Genomic DNA, 17,431 nt, shown 5'->3' with positions numbered 1-17,431 from the left:
GCCCTTCGAGGAATGGGAGCTGCGATGGCGGGGACCGGAATCGACACCTCGATCCTGCACAAGGGAGCGCACAGCGCGTCGTACTTCGACCTGTCGCGCAGCGCCGGCGACGGGGTCGAGATCGTCGACTTCTGCATCCCCTGCAACCCGTACTTCCCGACGCCGGAGATGTTCGACGAGCTCAGCCGCGACCTCAGGAACATCCTGAAGTACTACCCGAGCGACTCGGCCAGCATCACCAAGAAGCTGTGCAGCGTGCTGGGCCTGCACCCGCAGACCGTCGCGATGGCCAACGGCTCCACCGAGCTGATCACCTGGATCGACCATCTGCTCATCAAGGAGAGCGTGGCCATCCCGATCCCCACGTTCGGCCGGTGGACCGACCAGCCGCTCGAGACCGGCAAGCGGGTCGACATGTTCCCGCTGCAGGAGCGCGACGGCTTCCGGCTCAACCTCGACGACTACGTGCGCTTCATCCGCGACCGCGGCTCGCGCGTCGCCGTGGTCTGCAACGTCAACAACCCCGACGGCTGCTACCTGCCGCGCCGCGACGTCATCCGGTTCATGGACATGCTCGGCGACCTCGACCTGGTCGTCGTCGACGAGTCGTTCATCGACTTCTCCGACCTCGAGCAGTACCCGTCGGTCGGCCCGGACGCGGTCATCCGGCCCAACGCGGTCGTGCTCAAGAGCCTGGGCAAGAACTTCGGCCTGCACGGCATCCGCTTCGGCTACCTGATGGCCAACCCGGCCATCGCCGGCAGGATAGGCAAGGCGCTGCCCAAGTGGAACCTCAACTCGCTCGCCGAGAAGGTCGTGTTCATGATCCAGGAACACGAGGAGGCGTACGAGGAGAGCCTGCGGCTGCTCAGCCGCGACCGCCGCTCGATGGCCGGCGAGCTGGCGCGCATCCCCGGGCTCACCGTCTTCCCCTCGCAGGGCAACTTCATCCTGGTCAAGCTGCCCACCGAGTGGTCGGGCGTGGCCTTGCGCGACTACCTGGTGGCCAACCACGGCGTCTACACCCGCGAGTGCGGCAACAAGCTCGGCATGACGAGCCAGTTCATGCGGCTGGTGGTGCGTCCGGCCCGCGACGTCGACCGGCTTATCGACGGCATGATGGACTACGGCCGCCAGTTCCGGGTGCGCTCCTACGAGGAGGAGCCGCCCGCCGAGAGCCGCCGAGGCTGGGGCAGCACCCTCGACGAGGCGCCGGACAACCTCATCCCGTACCCGTCCCGGCGCAGTACGGAATACACGGCCCGGCGCGCCGCCAACGCGTAGACAGCCGGTCATCTCCCGGCCACGCGGCCGTCGCGCCCTTGCCACAGGCCGCCGAAAGGGTGACCGTCGACGAGACGTCCACCTTGGAGGCGCGCCATGCTCACCCGCCGTCAGATCCTCTCCGGCGCCGCCGTGGCAGCCGGCGCTTCCGCGCTGCCCGGCACGGCCGCTGCGCACGGGACGGGGGAGCTGTTCCCGCTCGGCGTGGCCAGCGGCGACCCGCTGCCCGACGCGGTGATCCTCTGGACCCGGCTGGTCCGCGCCGGGCTGCGCCGGCCGGTCGAGGTGGATTGGCAGGTGGCCCGCGACGAGCGGTTCAAGCGGGTGGTGCGCTCGGGCCGTACGGTGGCCCGTGCTGAGCTGGCGCACTCGGTGCACGTCGACGCCCGCGGTCTGGACGACGGCCGCGAGTACTTCTACCGCTTCCGGGCGCTGGGGCAGATCAGCCCGGCCGGGCGCACCAGGACGGCCTCGCGGACCGCGCACCGGCTGCGCTTCGGCATCGTGAACTGCCAGGACTTCCAGAACGGCTACTGGCCCGCATACTGGGGGCTGGCCGCCGAGGACCTCGACGTGGTCGTGCACCTGGGCGACTACATCTACGAGTACGACCCGAGCAGCCGTTTCCCCGACCGCCGGCACACCACCCCGGCCACGCCCGGCCTCGACCAGCTGGTGACGCTCGACGACTACCGGGCCCGCCACGCCCAGTACAAGGGCGATCCCGCGCTGCAGGCCGCGCACGCCGCGTTCCCTTGGATCGTCACCTGGGACGACCACGAGACCGAGAACAACTACGCCGCGCTGACCGACGAGGTCGACGACACCGGCGCGAAGCGGCAGAGCGCCGCCGAGTTCGCCCGGCAGCGCGCCGCGGCCTACCAGGCCTACTACGAGCACATGCCGATCCGCGCGGACCTGCGCCCGGGCAGCGCCGACCTGCGCATCTTCCGCCGCTTCGACTTCGGCCGGCTGCTGCGGATGAACGTGCTCGACACCCGGCAGTACCGCACCGACCAGCCCGGCGGCTTCCCCGGCGACTTCGGCCTGATCGAGGCCGGCGTGGCCAACACCGCCGGCACGCTCACCGGCGAGGACCAGGAACGCTGGCTGCGCGCCGGCCTCGACCACTCGCCCGCCCGCTGGAACGTGGTGGCGCAGCAGGTGATGATGAGCCGGATCAAGTTCCCCAACCCCACCGGCGCCGCGGTGCCGCCGATCGTCGCGAACCTCGACCAGTGGGACGGCTACGCCCCGCAGCGCGGCCGGTTCCTGCGGCACCTCGCCGACCGCCGGGTCCGCAACCCGGTGATCCTGGCCGGCGACATCCACTCCACCTGGTTCTCCGAGCTCAAGCTCGACTTCGACCGGCCCGAGCAGCCCAGCGTCGCCGTCGAGTTCACCGCCACCTCGGTCAGCTCGGACTTCCCGGCCGCCTTCGACGCCCCGCTCAAGCAGGTCAACCCCACGCTCAACCCGCACGTGCGCTACTTCGACGGCTCGCGGCGCGGCTACCTGCGCTGCTCGGTCACCCCCTCGGCGTGGCACACCGACGTGCGCACGGTCGACACCATCGAGGTGCGCGAGGCGCCGGTGACCACGAGCGCGTCGTGGGTCGTCGAGGAGGGGACCTCCACGCTCACCCGATAGGGTCGCAGGGATGCGCACGAAGGAGCAGCTGACCGCGGCCGTCCACGAGCGGCGCCGCGCCGCGCTGGTGGTCAACACGCACTCGCGGCGCGGCCGGCTGCTCTACGAGGGCGCCCGGTCGCGGCTGCGCGAGGCCGGCTTCACGCTGCTCGACGACCGGCCGGTCGACCGGCCCCGCGAGCTGCCGCGCATCCTCGGCGAGGCCCTCGCCACGGGCCCCGACCTGCTGGTCGCCGGCGGCGGGGACGGCACGATCAGCACGGCCGCGCGGCTGCTCGCGCACCGCGACGTCGCGCTCGGGCTGCTGCCGCTGGGCACCACCAACAACTTCGCGCGCACCGCCCACATCCCGCTCGACCTCGGCGAGGCGGTCGAGGTGCTCGTCAAGGGCAAGGTGATCGACCTCGACCTCGGGCTGGCCGGGGACGAGCCCTTCACCAACCACGTCGGCGTGGGGCTCAGCGCCGAGGTGATGCTCCGGGCGCCGCGGCCGCTCAAGCGCGTGCTCGGCCGGCTCGCCTATCCGCTCACGGCGCTCGGCCTGCTCGGGCGGCACCGGCCGCTGCGCGTCACCGTCCGCGCGGACGGGCACAGCCACGAGTTCGCGACCCACCAGGTCTACGTGGCCAACGGCGGGCACCACGCCGGGCGGCCCATCGCCGGTGACGCCGACGCCGACGACCGGCTCCTGGTGGCGTACCCGGTCGGGGGTCCGAAACGGCGTGAGCTGCTGACCGAGACCGCCCGCAACGCGGCCAAGGGGCCCTCCCGCACGCTGCGCGAGGAGCCGTTCCTGGCGGCGGGCGAGCTGTGGCTCGAGACCGACCGCCCGGCCCGCGTGGAGGTCGACGGGGAACCGGGTGGCCGCACCCCGCTGCGGATCGGCCTGGCGGCGAACGCCCTCCGCGTGATGGCCCCGCCGGACGCCCCCGACCGCTGAGCCCGGCATGCGGCCGGCGGCGGGGCGTTAGGCTACCGCCCGTACCGGCCGGAAATATCCGGGGATCCGGGTGCACAGACTCCGTGCGGGGTGCGTCGTAGTGGATGTGACCTTCGAGCAATTCGCGATGGCCCGGCTGCCCAGCCTCCTGCGATACGCGGTCGTCCTCACCGGCGACCGGGAACTCGCCCAGGACATAGTCCAGGAGGTGCTGGCCCGGGCGCAGGTCCGATGGCGGCGGATCAGCGAGGCGGAAGTCCCCGAGGCGTACGTGCGGCGCATGGTGCTCAACGAGTACCTGTCGTGGCGGCGCAGCTGGGCGGTCCGCCACGTGCACGCGGTCGGGGAGAGGCTCGTCGACCTCGACGATGCCCGGGGTGGTGTGCGCGACCACGCCGACGGCATCGCGGTGGCCGACGACCTGTGGCGCCGTCTGGCGACTCTGGGGCGCAAGCAGCGAGCCGTGCTCGTGCTGCGCTACTACGAGCAGCTGGAGGACGACCAGATCGCCGACCTGCTGGGGTGCTCCCCGGCGACGGTGCGCAGCCACGCTTCGAGGGCGCTCAAGACGCTCCGGCTCTCACCGGAGTTCGCACACCGCATTCCCGCCGAGGAGAAGTCGTGACTGAGCAGCCGCACCACGATCAGCTGCGCGAGGCTTTCGAGACCCACGAACACAACACCCCCGACCCCGCCGCGGTCTACGCCCGCGTGCAGGAGCTGTCCCAGAAGTACAAGCGGCGCCGGCGGGGCGCGCAGATCGCCGCCGGCGGCGTCCTCGGCGCCGGCCTGATCGCCGGGGGCATCAACCTGCCCGCGTTCCTTCCGGCGAGCAACTCGACCGCCACCCCGGCGGCCGTGCAGCCGGCCGGGCCCCTGCCCTCGGCCACCCCCAGCGCCGACCCCGTCGCCCTGCTCGAGCAGCGGGTCGACGCCTACTACGACGCCGGTTACGGCTACGACGACGCCGGGCGCCTCGCCAAGCTGTGGAAGCTCAGCGACGACGACCGGGTCGCGGTCAAGGCCGAGGCCGGGCGCCGCCTGCTGCTCGGCGAGACCCTGCCGATCAAGCCGCAGCCCGACGCACCGGCCGTGGAGGAGACGATCTCCCCGACCGACCAGAAGCGCTACGACGCGTTCTTCGGCGCCGGTTACACCTGGACCGAGGCCGAGAAGCTGGCCAGGATCTGGCACCTCAGCGACCCGTCGAAGGCCAAGCTCGAGGCGGGCAAGCGGATCCTGGCCCGCGAGGAGCTGCCGGTCAAGCCCAAGCCCGCCAACGTCAAGGAGGCGCTGGAGAGCAAGCGGGCCGACGCCTTCTTCAACGCCGGCTACGACGTCTCCGACGCGGTGAAGCTCGCCGACCTGTGGAACCTCAAGGACGCGTGGGGCGCCAAGGTCGAGGGCGGCAAGCGGATCCTCGCCGGCGAGTCCCTGCCGATCCAGCCGTGACCGAGGGGTTGCGCCGGCGCATCGGCTTCGAGATCGAGCTGATGGCGCCCCCGGGCGTCAGCCGGCGCAGCCTCGCCGACGACCTGGCCGCCCGCTGCGGCGGCCGGGTCCGCCCGGTCTGGCACCGCGACAGCGAACCGTCGCTGGTGCCCGGCCTGGGCCGCTTCCTCAACCTCACCCAGGGCTTCGCGGTCGACCGGCCGGACGGCAGCCCGCTGTGCACGCTGGTCGACGACATCACCCTGATCGACGGCCTCGACCCGCGCGCCCCCGCCCTGCCCGGCTGGTTCCGCGTGCTCAGCGACGACGCGCGGCTGCTCTCGCTGCTCGCGGAGCAGTGTGATCCGGCCGGTCCGCTGGACACCGTGCTCGACGCGGCCGCCGCGCTGTGGGGTGTCAAGCCCGAGCCGATCGGCGACGTGGTCCGCCTCGACGACCCCGGCGGCGGCACGATCGCGCTGGCCGCCCCCGCCGGCGGCGAGCGCGAACGCCCCTGCGAGATCGTCACCCCGCCGCTGGCCGCCGGACACGCCGAGGCGCTCGAGGAGCTGCTCGGCCCGGCCCGTCAGCTGGGCTTCACCGTGCCCAGCGAGGCCGCGGTGCACCTGCACCTCGACGGCGGCCCGTTCCGCCGGCCGCAGGCCCTGGCCAACGTCGTGCGCCTGTTCGCGCACTGGCGCGAGCCGTTGCGGGCGCTGCTGCAGACCAACCCGGCCTGCCGCCGCCTCGCCCCGCTGCCCGGGCCGCTGGTGGCCGCCACCGCCGGCCGGCCCGGGTGGGACGAGCTGCGCCGCGCGGCCGACGAGGGCGGGCTCACCAAGTTCTTCGACGTCAACCTGACCCAGCTGTTCGCCGACCGGCCGATCCGCGACACCGTCGAGGTCCGCATCCTGCCGGGAGCGCTCGACGCGGACGCCATCGTCGCCCGGGCGGCGCTGGTCGAGCTGCTGCTCGAGCGCTGCCTGGTCTCCTCGCCGCTGCCCGCCGCCGACCCCGACCCGGCCGGCGCCGCCGAGCAGCTGCTGCACCTCGCCGCGGAGGCCCTGGCCCGCCGCTGACCGCTCCGGCTCGCGCCGGAGCGAGCCCGTTCACGCCCCAGAAGCTCTCAGATTCCCCGCGCGGCTGCCGATCACCTTACGTAGCCGGATTTCGAGGCCCGTGTACCCAGCGACCGGCTCGAACCGGAGTGCGGGAGTGTGGGAGATGCGCAGGGGACCGGGACGCCTCCGGGGCGACGAGGGCTTCACCGTCATCGAGGTGATGCTCGCCCTCACCCTGCTCGCCACCACCATGGCCGCGATGGGCCCCTTCTTCGTCAGCAGTTTCCAGTTCATCGCCCGGCAGAGCGCCGACCAGGCGGCGATCCAGCTCGCCAACAGCGCCATCGAGCAGGTCCGCGCGCTCAAGGGCAGCTCGCTGCTGAGCGGCCGCTCCGAGGCCAAAAGCACCGAGCAGTGGCGTGACGCCTTCGAGAACGGGCCCGAGGCGATGAAGGCGTACCTCGCCGTGCCGGGCCTGGCGAGCCCGGCCGGCGTCAACCGCAAGCTCACCATGCGGCTCGCCTGGGACACCACGATCAGCGACGTCGACGCCGGCGAGGACGCGGCGATCTCGATCCTGCCGCAGGAGATGGCGCGGGACACGACCGTCTACACCCGCAGCATCTTCGTCGGCGAGTGCAACGTCTACCTGATGAATCTGCCGGGATACCCGCGGAGCTCCGGCGACTGCGTCAACCCGGACGTCGTGCCGCCGCCGAGCGCCGACGACCCCCGGGTCCTGCAGTTCTTCCGCGCCGTCGTGCTGGTGACCTGGACGGACAAGAAGTGCCCGGCGAACCGGTGCAGCCAGATCGCCTCCACGCTGATCTCCCGCGCGTCCGAGCCGACGTTCGACTTCAACCGTCCGGCGCCCCAGCTCTTCCCCCAGACGGCGACCTTCTACGTCGGCAAGGCGGGCGAGTACGTGCTCCAGGCCTCGGGCGGTCAGCTGCCGAACACCTACCGGATCGCCGCCAACCTGCTGCCGCCGGGTCTCACCCTGGACGGACGGAGCGGCAAGATCAGCGGTACGCCGACGACCGCCCGCACGTACTCGAACATTGCCGTGACGGTCACCGACGACCTGGGCCGCAGCGATCCCGACCGGCCCGTGCTGACCATCGTCGTGCTGGCGCCGCCGAGCGTGATGGTGCCGGCCGACCCGCGCAACATCGTCGGCGACACGGTGAGACAGACGGTGAGCATCATGGGCGGTGTCAGGCCGTACATCGCCAAGGTGACCAACCTGCCCCCGGGCCTGACCACGGACCTGGGCCCCGGCGGCGCCACCGACGGCACGATCACGATCTCGGGTGTCCCGGCCTCGCCCGGGCGGTACACGGTGACGGTCGACGTCACCGACTCCGAGGGCGGGACGGCCACGGGCTCCTACACCCACATCATCTTCTCGCCGGTCCAGTTGATCCCCCTGCCGGACCGGACGATCACGCTGGGCTCGACCTTCAGCGCGACCGCGACCGGGGTGGGCGGCGACAGCACGTACACCTACAAGGCCACCGGTCTGCCGGTCGGCGTGACGATCGACTCCCGGACGGGCGCCATGTCCGGGCTGGCGACCGTCCCGGGCAGCTACCTGGTCACCGTCACGGTCACGGACGGCCTGGGCAGCACGTTCAGCCAGCCCTTCACGCTGACCGTGACCACCTCGACCGCGCTCTACCTCACCTCGCCCGGCAACCAGACCTCGGCGGTCGGCGATAACGTGAAACTGGATCTGCAGAGCAACTCCGGTCTGCTGGGCCTGAAGCCGACGTACTCGGTGACCGGCCTGCCCGACGGCCTCAGGCTGAACCAGACGCAGGGCAGCATCTCGGGCCGGGCCACGACCGCCGGGACGTACGTGGTCACGGTGACCGGCACCAATCTGGTGCCGCCGCAGAGCAGCAGCGTGACCTTCCTCTGGACAGTCACGTGAGGGCGCGCCTGCGGCACGGCGCACGACGCGCCGGTGACGAGGGCTACAGCCTCATCGAGCTGATGGTGGCCATGGGCATCATGTCGATCGTGATGGCCGTCGTCTTCGGGGCGATCATGCAGATCTACTCGGCGACCAACGAGGCCGAGGGCACCTCGTACGCCCGTGACCAGCTCGACAACGCCTTCCGCCGGCTCGACAAGGAGTTGCGCTACGCCACCTGGGTCAACACCCCGGGACAGGTGGGCGACCGCTGGTACCTGGAGTACGCCGTGGCCGACGGGTGCCGTCAGCTCAGGCTCGCCAACGGTGTGCTGAGCCTGGCGAGCTGGACACCGCCGGCGACGACCCCCGGCCCTCCGGCGACGATCGCCGGTGAGCTGGCCGCGCCCGCCGACAACAAGCCCTTCAAGCTGTACAACCCCGGCGACCAGCCGTACGCGACGGCCAGCCCGGGCACCGGCGGCATGGGCAAGCTGTACGCCCCCGAGTACAGCCAGATCCGGCTGCAACTGACCGCCACGGTGGGCAAGGTGACCCTGCCCTTCGACACGGTCTTCACCGCCCAGAACACCAGCCGCAACACCTATCAACGGCCCAACGACTGCAGCAAGGGGAGGCCCAGCACATGAGCCTGACGCGCGTGCGCTCGAACGATCGCGGTTCCCTGCCCCTGGTGCTGCTGGTGATCACCATCGGGCTGGGCATGTCGGCGCTGCTGGCCCCGCTCGTCGTGCGCCAGGTGCAGTCCACCCGCGTCACCGAGGATCGGAACACCGCGCTGAACGCCGCCCAGGCCGGTCTCGACAGCGTGATGGCGCGGGTCCGGGCCGCGTCGGCCTTCTCGGCCACCAGCGCGACCCTCGAGGGGTTGCTGGAGAACCTGCCGCCCTGCTCGTTCGAGGGCGACGCCGGAGTCAGCGGCGTCGGCGAGAGCATGAAATACACGGTGAAGATCGTCTATCGGGACCGCGACGACAACCCGCTGGCGTGCGACCCGAGCCGGCCGGACTACGGCCCCACGAAGGTGCCCACCCGGGCCGATCTGACGGTCACCGGGGTGAGCCGGCAGATCGTCCGCAGGCTGACCGCCACGTACGTCTTCACCACCAGCAACACCAACATCCCCGGCGGCCAGATCCGGAACAGCGTGCAGGTCAACGGCGTCGACATGTGCCTCGACGCGGGCCCGGCCAAGAGCCCCGCGGCCGGCACCGCGGTCACCATGCAGCCCTGCAACGGCACCAGCCGTCAGCAGTTCGGCTACACCTCGGACCTCTACCTCAAGCTGGTCAACTCGGAGTCCGCCCAGGCCGAGTACGGGATGTGCCTGACCGCCGCCGACCCGCACTCCACCGCGACCAGCGTCGTGGTCTTCCAGCCGTGCCCGAACACCACCAAGCCCACGTCCATCTTCCAGTGGAGCCTCGACGGCAGCAGCAGGTTCAAGGCGACCAGCGCCGCCGGCAAGACCGAGACCATGTGCATGACCGTGACGACGAGGAACCTCGTCGGCAGCAAGGTGGGGCTCGGTGACTGCAAGAGCACCAACCCCGACATCTGGCGCTCCGCGGCCGGTGTCGGCGGCGGCATGTCCGGTGACACCACCAACCAGATGGTCAACTTCGCCCAGTTCAGCCGCTGCCTCGACGTCACCGACCAGGACGTCAACAAGTCGTACATGATCGCCTGGTTCTGCAAGCAGAGCCCGAACGGCGTGGTCGACTGGAACCAGCGGTGGTACCACCCCGTACCGGTCCTGCCGGAGGTCTTCAAGACCGGGAACATCACCATCACGAAGGACACGAACCCGACCAGCACCTCGGTCTGGTACTGCCTGAAGTCGCCGTTGAGCACCGCGGCCAACGCGTACCCCACGCTGGTCCTCTGCAAGGGCAACGAGACCATGCCGGCGACGCAGTGGACCGTCTACCACGACACGGGCGACTACGCCACGAGCTACCGCGTCACGGACAGCAAGGGCTACTGCCTGACGCCGACCGACCTCAACGCCACCCCGAAGGACGTGCACACCGACGGCACGAGCAAGATCAAAGTTGCCGTGTGCAGCAACTCCGAGCTGCAGAAGTGGAACGCTCCGCCCAACCTGAACAAGCCGACGCCGTTGACCGACCTGAACGAGCAGTGATCCGGGCGGCCGGGCAGAATGTCCCGCGTGGCACGAGCTCTCGACGACGCGCAACCGCCGGCGGACACCGTCTCGCTGGACTACTTCACCGGGCTCTACCTGGCGAAGGACGACCCCTGGGACCTGGCGACCAAGTGGCACGACCAGCGCAAGTACGCGGTGACGGTGGCCAGCCTGCCGCGGCGGCACTACCGCAGCTGCTACGAGCCGGGCGCCTCGATCGGGTTGCTCACCCGCCTGCTGGCGCCGCGCTGTGACGAGGTGCTCGCGGTCGACTCGGTGCAGTCCGCGGTCGAGCAGGCCCGCGAGGTCGTCAAGGAGTTCCCGCACGTGCGGGTGGAGCTCGCCGATCTGCCCGCCGATCTGCCCGGCGCCACGTTCGACCTGATCGTCGTCGGGGACCTGCTCTACTACTTCTCCGCGGCCGACCTGCACGCGACGCTCGACGGCCTCGTGCAGCGCCTCGAGCCCGGCGGCGACATCGTCGGCGTGCACTTCCGCGACCGGCAGAACGGCGGCAACTACGACGGGTTCCAGGTGCACGCCGCGCTCGCCGAGCGGCCCGAGCTCGAGCAGGTCGTGCACCACGAGGACGAGTGGTTCCTGCTGGACGTGTTCCGGCGCACAGTGCCGGTGTAAGGACCGCCGGAGTACGTTTCTGGTCATGGCCAGCCTGACGATTCCGCTCTCCGTCCTCGACCTCGCGCCGATCAGCAGCGGGCAGACGGCCCGTGACAGCTTCGAGGCCAGCGTCGCCCTGGCGCGCGCGGCGGAGCGCGCGGGATACGAGCGGGTCTGGTACGCCGAGCACCACAACATGGCCACGATCGCGTCGTCGGCCACCAGCGTGGTCATCGGCTACGTCGCCGCGCACACCGAGCGCATCCGGCTCGGCTCCGGCGGCGTCATGCTGCCCAACCACTCGCCGCTGGTGATCGCCGAGCAGTTCGGCACGCTGGGCACGCTGTTCCCCGGCCGCATCGACCTCGGGCTGGGCCGCGCGCCCGGCAGCGACCAGCAGACCATGCTCGCGCTGCGCCGCGACCACCAGTCGGCCGACTCGTTCCCGCAGGACGTGCTCGAGCTGGACGGCTACCTCACCGGCCGCTCGCGCATCCCGGGCGTGCAGGCCGTACCGCGGCCCGAGGAGCCCGTGCCGCTCTACATCCTGGGCTCCTCGCTGTTCGGCGCCCAGCTCGCCGCGCGGCTCGGGCTGCCGTACGCGTTCGCCTCGCACTTCGCCCCCGACGCGCTGCACCAGGCCGTCACCGTCTACCGCGAGACGTTCCAGCCGTCCGAGCAGCTCGCCGAGCCGTACGTGATCGCCGGCGTCAACGTCTTCGCCGCCGACGACCACGACACCGCCGAGGACCAGCGCGTCCGGGCCTACCGTGCGCGCACCCGTGCCTTCATCAGCCGCGGCGCGCGCGGCGGCAACTTCACCGACGCCGAGATCGACGCGTTCCTGGCCTCGCCGGCCGGCGCGAGCCTGGCGAACATGACCCGCTACACCGCCGTCGGCACCCCCGACGAGGTGCGGGAGTACCTGCTCAAGTTCGCGGGCGAGGCGGGCGCCGACGAGCTGATCACCGCGCACCACGCGTCCGCTGTGGACGACCGGGTGCGCTCGGTCGAGCTCACCGGCGCGGCCCTGCGCGACGCCGGATAGGTGTTCCTTCTCACCGGCAACAAATGTGTTTCGGCGCTCGAAACAGTGCGTGACCGACGCCGGGCGCATGTGACGCCGGTCGCCGTGCAAATCGGGCGATCATCGGCTTTATCCGGCCGTGCGCCGGACCGCTGAGCTGCCCTTCTGTACCGACAGTTGCGGGGCGGGCGACCGGCACTCCGTTTTCGGCCTTAAGATCCTTCGCATTCGGAAACCGCATGTCCGGCCGAGAATGCTTGAGGGGTGGAGCGAAGCCATGGTCGACCGACCGATCCGTGAGTGGAACGGCCTGACCATTCCCGATCCGGGTGTGTACACCTTGGACGAGGCGCACAAGCGGCTCGGCTTCCTCGCCCAGCACATGATGGTCAGCCCGGTCCGCGGCGAGTTCGCGCGCGGCAGCGCCACGATCGTCGTCGCCGAGGACCCGATGCGCTCGACCGTGCGGGCCACCATCGACACGACCAGCATCACCACGCACAACGCGGACCGGGACAAGCACCTGTCGAGCCCCGACTTCCTCGACGTGCAGCGCTATCCGACCATCGAGTTCCGCAGCACGGGCGTCCAGTGGCAGCAGAACAACGACGCCATCTTCATGTGGGCGCGGCTGCGCAACAACCCGCTGTCCCGGCGCGCCACCGACCTGCCCGCCGCCAAGCCCAGCGGCAAGTTCACCGTCGACGGCCTGCTCACCATCAAGGACGTGACCCGGTCGGTCGCGCTCAACGTGGAGTACGGCGGCGCGCGGCGCGACCCGTACGGCCGCGACATCTTCGGGTTCAGCGCGTGGGCCGAGTTCGAGCGCGAGGACTTCGGGCTGGTGTGGAACGTGCTGCTGGACAGCGGCGGCTTCCTGGTCGGCAAGACCGTCCGCATCGAGATCGCCGGCGAGGCCATCCTCGAGACGCCCGAACGCGCCTGAGGGTCAGCCGGCGACCAGCCGCAGCGGTGAGATGCCTCGCAGCGCCGCGGCGGTGGCCTCGTCGGCCGGGAGCTGGACGATCAGCCGCAACCCGTCGGCGGGCAGCGCCATGATCTCGTACGTCAGCCGCAGCGGCCCGGCCTCGGGGTGCTCCAGCCGCAGCAGCCCGTGCGACCGCGGCAGCCCCGGCACCCGCTGCGCGCGCTCGGTGAACTCGTCGCCGGCCAGCGCGGTCATCTCGGCAGCGAAATCGGGCCGCGGCGGGCCGTCCTTGAGCGCCGCGACCTGCTCGTCCGCCACGTGCTCCCGATCCGGGTACGCCTCGCGCGCGCGGGGGTCGGCCAGGACGTACCGCAGCAGGTTGGGCGGATCGCCGTCCAGCAAGCCGATCGGGCCGGCCAGCAGGCGGTAGCCTCCCGTGCACGCCAGCACGTCGCCCACCTGGTTGACGAGCACGGCGGCGGCCGGCTCCAGCCGGTCGAGCACCGCCCGCAGGCCCGGCCGCACGCTGTCGGGCGGGTCGGCGGCGAGCCCGGTGCAGGTGGCGCCGGAGGTCTTGCTCAGCCGGTGCAGGTGGGCGCGTTCCGCGGCGGTCAGCCGCAGCGGCCCGGCCAGCGCCGCCAGCACCTGCAGCGACGGGTGCCGGTCGCGGCCCTGCTCGAGGCGGATGAGGTATTCCACGCTGACCCCGGCGAGCATCGCCACCTCGGCGCGGCGCAGGCCGGGCGTGCGCCGGCGGCTGCCCGGCGGCAACCCGACCTCGCCCGGCGTCACCTCGGCCCGCCGCGCGCGCAGGAACCTGCCCAGCTCGTTGTCGCTCATCGCCCGACTGTAGCGACGCCGCGGCCCGCCAAGGTGCCCCTGCCGCTACCACCCTGAGCGCGGCCTGGATGCCGGCCGCCCGGCGCAGCAGGGTCGGGCCATGACTTCGAAAGTGGTAGTGGTGGGCGGCGGCTACGGCGGTGTCGTGGCGGCCCGGGCCCTGGACGACGTCGCCGACGTGACGCTGGTGGAACCGCGGGAGACGTTCGTGCACCACGTCGCCCAGCTGCGCGCGGCGGCCGACCCCGCCTGGATCGACAAGCTCTTCATCCCGTACGACGGACTGCTCGCCCGCGGCCGGGTGCGGCGCGACACCGCGGTCGAGGTGCGGCCCGGCGCCGTCGAGCTGGCGTCCGGTGTCCGGCTCGACGCCGACTACGTCGTGCTGGCCACCGGCACGACCGGGGACTTCCCGACCCGCATCGACGCTCCCGGCCGCGACGCGGCGGCGCGGCGGCTGCGCGACCTGCACGAGTCGCTCGACCGGGCGACCGGGGTGCTGCTGCTCGGCGCGGGCGCGATCGGCCTCGAGTTCGCCGGCGAGATCGCGGCGGCCTGGCCGGGCAAGCCGGTGACGCTGGTCGACCCGGCGGCCGAGCTGCTCGGCGGGCGCTTCCCGGACGAGCTCGGCAGCGCGCTGACCCGCCAGCTCGACGACCTCGGCGTGCGGCTGCTGCTCGGCGCCAAGCTCGACGCGCCGCCGGACATCCCGGCGGGCGCCGTCCGCCCGTTCACGGTGACCACCGGTGAGGGCGAGGTGCTGACGGCCGACCTGTGGTTCGCCTGCTACGGCGGCACGACGCCGAGCGCGTACCTGGGCGAGGAGCTGGCGGCGGCGCGGCGCCCCGACGGCCGGCTGGCGGTCACCTCACAGCTGCGGGTGGCCGGGCACGAGCGGGTCTTCGCCGTCGGCGACCTCAACGACAGCCCCGAGCTGAAGACGGGCCGCGCCGCCGGGCGTCAGGCCGAGGTGGCCGCCGCGAACATCCGCGCGCTGATCGAGGGCGGGCCGCTCACCGCGTACGAACCCTTCCCGGACGGCATCATCCTGACGCTGGGCCCGTCCGGCGGCGCCGGGTACGCCCCCGAGTTCGGCTTCTTCGACGCCGAGGCGACGGCCCGCTTCAAAGGCACGTTCCTGCTCGACCACTTCCGCGGTCAGCTGGGCGCCGGGTGAGCGCGGAAGCTGCGGCGGTAGCTGTGCGGGCTGGCGCCGACCACGCGCTTGAAGCGGTCGCGGAACGCGGTGGGGGAGCCGAACCCGACCTGCGCGCCGATCCGGTCCACCGGGTCGGCCGTCGTCTCGAGCAGGTGCTGCGCGCGGCGGATGCGCGCCAGGTGCAGCCACTGCAGCGGCGTGGTGCCGGTCTGCTCCCGGAAGCGGCGGTTCAGCGTACGGGTACTCATGCCGGCGCGCGCGGCGATGTCGGCGAGGGTGAGGTCGCGCCCGGCGCTCTCCTCCAGCCAGCGCAGCAACGGCTCGAGCTGTGAGCCGCGCGGGGCGGGCGGCCGCTCCGCGACGATGAACTGGGCCTGCCCGCCCTCGCGCTCCAGCGGCATCACCGAGAGGCGGGCGGCCTGGGCGGCGACGGCCGAGCCGTGGTCGCGGCGCACCAGGTGCAGGCAGAGGTCCAGACCGGCGGCGGCGCCGGCCGAGGTCAGGAACTGGCCCTCGTCGACGTAGAGGACGCCCGGGTCGAGCTCGACGGCGGGGAACAGCTCGGCGAACAGCGCGGCGCCGGCCCAGTGCGTGGTGGCGCGGCGCCCGTCGAGCAGACCGGTGGCGGCCAGGACGAAGGCGCCGGCGCAGACGGAGGCGATCCGGGTGCCGCGGGCCGCGGCCGAGCGCAGCGCGGCCACCACGGCGGCGGGCACGGGCCGGGTGACGTCGTGACAGCCCGGCAGGATGATCGTGTCCGCGTCGTCCAGCGCCTCGAGCCCGTGCGCGGCCACGACGGTGAAGGCGCGGGCGTCGACCGACGGCTGCGGGGCGCACACCCGTACGTCGTAGGGCCGGGAACCGTCGGGCAGCCGGACCCGGTCGAAGACCTCCAGCGGCGTGGACAGGTCGAAGGCGACGACCCCGTCGAGCGCGAGAACGGCGATGCGGTGCATGCGCGCCAGCATATGGCCAGAATCCGTTGAGCTGTGGCATTCGAGCCACTTCCGGCCGGGGGCGCCCGCCCATACGGTCGGTGATCGTGACAAAAGTGCTGCTCTCCTTGCATGTCCTGGCCGCGATCGTGGCCATCGGGCCGGTCACCGTGGCGGCGAGCATGTTCCCGGCGGCGGTGCGCCGCGGCGACGTGGCGCAGATGCGGACGCTGCACCGGATCTGCCGCGTCTACGCCCTGCTCGGGCTGACCGTCCCGGTGTTCGGGCTGGCCACCGCCGCCTCGCTCGACGTGCTGACCGACGCCTGGCTGCTGGTGTCGATCGCGCTGACCGCGGTGGCCGCCGTGGTGCTCGCGTACGCGATCCTGCCCGCCCAGGCGGCCGCGATCGGCGACCGCGGGCCGGCCGTCGCGGGGCGGCTCGGGATGGTGTCGGGGGTCTTCAACCTGCTGTGGGCCACGGTCGTCGTGCTGATGATCGTGCGGCCCGGCTCGACGACGGGGGCGTGATGCAGCTCCTCCGCGTCGCCGCCGGGATCGAGCTGATCTCCCTGCTCGTCCTGCTGGGCAACCTCGCCACCGTGCACGCCGCCTGGGTCGCCACGCTGCTCGGCCCGCTGCACGGCTGCGCCTACCTGGTCGTCGTCGGGGCGACCCTCGCCGCCACCCGCCGGGCGGGCCCGCGCCTGCTGGCGGTCGTGCCCGGCGTCGGCGGCCTGCTGGCGCTGCGCCGTCTCGGGTGACGCGGCGTGCACGCGAGGCGGCCGCCGCTCAGTGCTTTTCGTCGAGCCAGACGTTGTCGTGCTTGAGGTAGAACTCGGCGCGCTCCTCGTCGCTCATCTGCGCCACCCGCACCAGGCCCTCGAAGTAGGCCTCGCGCGGCGCGCCGGGGGAGAAGTGCAGCAGCATCGACGCCGGCGCGCCGGACTCGTTCTTGAACGCGTGGATGCCGCCGATCGGGACGTGCACGTAGTCGCCCGGCTCGGTGTCGATCCACTCCTTGCCGGTGTAGATGCGCATGCTGCCGCTGAGGATGTAGAACGACTCGGCGATCGAGCGGTGGAAGTGCGGGTCGGGGCCGGTGACGCCGGGGCCGCACTCCCAGCGGTAGAGGCCGAACAGCCCGCCCGTCGAGTCGCCGGACGACAGGTAGGACACCTTCGTGCCGTTGGTCGGATAGACCAGCTCGGGAGCCGTGTCGTTGGGGCGGTAGGTGGCAGTGACTTCTCCGGTGATGCCGTGATAGCGCGCTGGAGGGTAGGTCATGGCCCTCATCTTGCCCGTTGACCGATCTCCGCGGGGCCCGCCTGTCGCCCGCCCGCCGCCTGCTCAAGATCGTGCGGTGGGCTCGCCCGCCGCCCACTCGCTCAAGATCGCGCGGTGGGCCACCGCCTCCCCCGCCCACCCAAGGGACGTGGCGGCCAGCCTACGCTCGCGCCCAGCTCGCGGA

Annotated in this window: 18 protein-coding genes; 15 read left to right on the top strand and 3 right to left on the bottom strand. The window is 72.1% G+C overall.

Going from position 1 to position 17,431, the window contains the following annotated elements:
- Positions 1-24 precede the first annotated feature (24 nt).
- The 12 genes from ACSNN8_RS26715 (at position 25) to ACSNN8_RS26660 (ending at position 13,045) form a co-directional block, all read left to right on the top strand.
- Positions 25-1,284, top strand: a complete 1,260-nt coding sequence (locus ACSNN8_RS26715; RefSeq protein WP_436652315.1) for a pyridoxal phosphate-dependent aminotransferase — start codon at positions 25-27, stop codon at positions 1,282-1,284.
- A 96-nt stretch (positions 1,285-1,380) separates the two neighbouring features.
- Positions 1,381-2,934 (top strand): alkaline phosphatase D family protein, encoded by a 1,554-nt coding sequence (locus tag ACSNN8_RS26710; protein WP_436652314.1) that lies wholly within the window; start codon positions 1,381-1,383, stop codon positions 2,932-2,934.
- Positions 2,935-2,944: 10 nt separating this feature from the next.
- The gene (locus ACSNN8_RS26705; protein WP_436652313.1) at positions 2,945-3,874 is read left to right on the top strand and encodes a diacylglycerol/lipid kinase family protein; all 930 of its coding nucleotides are present in this window, start codon (positions 2,945-2,947) and stop codon (positions 3,872-3,874) included.
- A 106-nt stretch (positions 3,875-3,980) separates the two neighbouring features.
- Positions 3,981-4,499, top strand: coding sequence for a SigE family RNA polymerase sigma factor (locus ACSNN8_RS26700; protein ID WP_436652312.1), 519 nt, complete (start codon positions 3,981-3,983; stop codon positions 4,497-4,499).
- Positions 4,496-5,326, top strand: a complete 831-nt coding sequence (locus ACSNN8_RS26695; protein WP_436652311.1) for a hypothetical protein — start codon at positions 4,496-4,498, stop codon at positions 5,324-5,326. The genes ACSNN8_RS26700 and ACSNN8_RS26695 overlap by 4 nt, the downstream gene beginning before the upstream one ends.
- The gene (locus tag ACSNN8_RS26690) at positions 5,323-6,384 is read left to right on the top strand and encodes an amidoligase family protein (RefSeq protein WP_436652310.1); all 1,062 of its coding nucleotides are present in this window, start codon (positions 5,323-5,325) and stop codon (positions 6,382-6,384) included. Before ACSNN8_RS26695 ends, ACSNN8_RS26690 begins: the two co-directional genes overlap by 4 nt.
- Positions 6,385-6,529: 145 nt before the next feature.
- Positions 6,530-8,302, top strand: coding sequence for a putative Ig domain-containing protein (locus ACSNN8_RS26685; protein ID WP_436652309.1), 1,773 nt, complete (start codon positions 6,530-6,532; stop codon positions 8,300-8,302).
- The gene (locus ACSNN8_RS26680) at positions 8,299-8,934 is read left to right on the top strand and encodes a PilW family protein (protein WP_436652308.1); all 636 of its coding nucleotides are present in this window, start codon (positions 8,299-8,301) and stop codon (positions 8,932-8,934) included. The genes ACSNN8_RS26685 and ACSNN8_RS26680 overlap by 4 nt, the downstream gene beginning before the upstream one ends.
- Positions 8,931-10,451 (top strand): ricin-type beta-trefoil lectin domain protein, encoded by a 1,521-nt coding sequence (locus ACSNN8_RS26675; RefSeq protein ID WP_436652307.1) that lies wholly within the window; start codon positions 8,931-8,933, stop codon positions 10,449-10,451. Before ACSNN8_RS26680 ends, ACSNN8_RS26675 begins: the two co-directional genes overlap by 4 nt.
- 27 nt (positions 10,452-10,478) lie before the next feature.
- Positions 10,479-11,090 (top strand): SAM-dependent methyltransferase, encoded by a 612-nt coding sequence (locus ACSNN8_RS26670; RefSeq protein ID WP_436652306.1) that lies wholly within the window; start codon positions 10,479-10,481, stop codon positions 11,088-11,090.
- 25 nt (positions 11,091-11,115) lie between these two features.
- Positions 11,116-12,120, top strand: a complete 1,005-nt coding sequence (locus ACSNN8_RS26665) for an LLM class flavin-dependent oxidoreductase (protein WP_436652305.1) — start codon at positions 11,116-11,118, stop codon at positions 12,118-12,120.
- 256 nt (positions 12,121-12,376) lie between these two features.
- Positions 12,377-13,045, top strand: a complete 669-nt coding sequence (locus ACSNN8_RS26660) for a YceI family protein (protein WP_436652304.1) — start codon at positions 12,377-12,379, stop codon at positions 13,043-13,045.
- A gap of 3 nt (positions 13,046-13,048) precedes the next feature.
- Here ACSNN8_RS26660 and ACSNN8_RS26655 read toward each other — a convergent pair whose 3' ends face one another.
- The gene (locus tag ACSNN8_RS26655; RefSeq protein ID WP_436652303.1) at positions 13,049-13,867 is read right to left on the bottom strand and encodes a helix-turn-helix domain-containing protein; all 819 of its coding nucleotides are present in this window, start codon (positions 13,865-13,867) and stop codon (positions 13,049-13,051) included.
- A 100-nt stretch (positions 13,868-13,967) separates the two neighbouring features.
- On the opposite strand from ACSNN8_RS26655, the gene ACSNN8_RS26650 reads away from it, so the two are divergent.
- The gene (locus ACSNN8_RS26650; RefSeq protein ID WP_436652302.1) at positions 13,968-15,044 is read left to right on the top strand and encodes an NAD(P)/FAD-dependent oxidoreductase; all 1,077 of its coding nucleotides are present in this window, start codon (positions 13,968-13,970) and stop codon (positions 15,042-15,044) included.
- Here the strand turns inward: ACSNN8_RS26650 and ACSNN8_RS26645 are convergent.
- Positions 15,026-15,982: a GlxA family transcriptional regulator gene (locus ACSNN8_RS26645; RefSeq protein ID WP_436652301.1), complete on the bottom strand. Its 957-nt coding sequence runs from the start codon at positions 15,980-15,982 to the stop codon at positions 15,026-15,028. The genes ACSNN8_RS26650 and ACSNN8_RS26645 overlap by 19 nt on opposite strands.
- 86 nt (positions 15,983-16,068) lie before the next feature.
- On the opposite strand from ACSNN8_RS26645, the gene ACSNN8_RS26640 reads away from it, so the two are divergent.
- Together ACSNN8_RS26640 and ACSNN8_RS26635 are read left to right on the top strand one after the other, a co-directional pair.
- On the top strand, positions 16,069-16,491 hold the full coding sequence (locus tag ACSNN8_RS26640; protein ID WP_436652300.1) for a hypothetical protein: 423 nt from the start codon (positions 16,069-16,071) through the stop codon (positions 16,489-16,491).
- Positions 16,491-16,724, top strand: a complete 234-nt coding sequence (locus ACSNN8_RS26635; RefSeq protein WP_436652299.1) for a DUF3817 domain-containing protein — start codon at positions 16,491-16,493, stop codon at positions 16,722-16,724. The genes ACSNN8_RS26640 and ACSNN8_RS26635 overlap by 1 nt, the downstream gene beginning before the upstream one ends.
- 28 nt (positions 16,725-16,752) lie before the next feature.
- On the opposite strand, the gene ACSNN8_RS26630 is transcribed toward ACSNN8_RS26635, so the two are convergent.
- The gene (locus ACSNN8_RS26630) at positions 16,753-17,247 is read right to left on the bottom strand and encodes a cupin domain-containing protein (protein WP_436652298.1); all 495 of its coding nucleotides are present in this window, start codon (positions 17,245-17,247) and stop codon (positions 16,753-16,755) included.
- Between the last annotated feature and the right edge of the window lie 184 nt (positions 17,248-17,431).

Origin of the sequence: Actinoplanes sp. URMC 104 (assembly GCF_051386375.1) — a bacterium.
GTDB lineage: Bacteria > Actinomycetota > Actinomycetes > Mycobacteriales > Micromonosporaceae > Actinoplanes.
Note: the sequence above shows the minus strand (reverse complement) of the source record. Positions and strands in the feature narration are given on the sequence as shown.

What these genes read in the sequence shown, in the direction of transcription:
- ACSNN8_RS26635 (WP_436652299.1), top strand. Translation starts at nt 16,491, where the DNA reads ATGCAGCTCCTCCGCGTCGCCGCCGGGATCGAGCTGATCTCCCTGCTC.
- ACSNN8_RS26630 (WP_436652298.1), bottom strand. Translation starts at nt 17,247, where the DNA reads ATGACCTACCCTCCAGCGCGCTATCACGGCATCACCGGAGAAGTCACT.
- ACSNN8_RS26650 (WP_436652302.1), top strand. Translation starts at nt 13,968, where the DNA reads ATGACTTCGAAAGTGGTAGTGGTGGGCGGCGGCTACGGCGGTGTCGTG.
- ACSNN8_RS26710 (WP_436652314.1), top strand. Translation starts at nt 1,381, where the DNA reads ATGCTCACCCGCCGTCAGATCCTCTCCGGCGCCGCCGTGGCAGCCGGC.
- ACSNN8_RS26685 (WP_436652309.1), top strand. Translation starts at nt 6,530, where the DNA reads ATGCGCAGGGGACCGGGACGCCTCCGGGGCGACGAGGGCTTCACCGTC.
- ACSNN8_RS26675 (WP_436652307.1), top strand. Translation starts at nt 8,931, where the DNA reads ATGAGCCTGACGCGCGTGCGCTCGAACGATCGCGGTTCCCTGCCCCTG.
- ACSNN8_RS26665 (WP_436652305.1), top strand. Translation starts at nt 11,116, where the DNA reads ATGGCCAGCCTGACGATTCCGCTCTCCGTCCTCGACCTCGCGCCGATC.
- ACSNN8_RS26645 (WP_436652301.1), bottom strand. Translation starts at nt 15,982, where the DNA reads ATGCACCGCATCGCCGTTCTCGCGCTCGACGGGGTCGTCGCCTTCGAC.
- ACSNN8_RS26715 (WP_436652315.1), top strand. Translation starts at nt 25, where the DNA reads ATGGCGGGGACCGGAATCGACACCTCGATCCTGCACAAGGGAGCGCAC.
- ACSNN8_RS26705 (WP_436652313.1), top strand. Translation starts at nt 2,945, where the DNA reads ATGCGCACGAAGGAGCAGCTGACCGCGGCCGTCCACGAGCGGCGCCGC.
- ACSNN8_RS26655 (WP_436652303.1), bottom strand. Translation starts at nt 13,867, where the DNA reads ATGAGCGACAACGAGCTGGGCAGGTTCCTGCGCGCGCGGCGGGCCGAG.
- ACSNN8_RS26660 (WP_436652304.1), top strand. Translation starts at nt 12,377, where the DNA reads ATGGTCGACCGACCGATCCGTGAGTGGAACGGCCTGACCATTCCCGAT.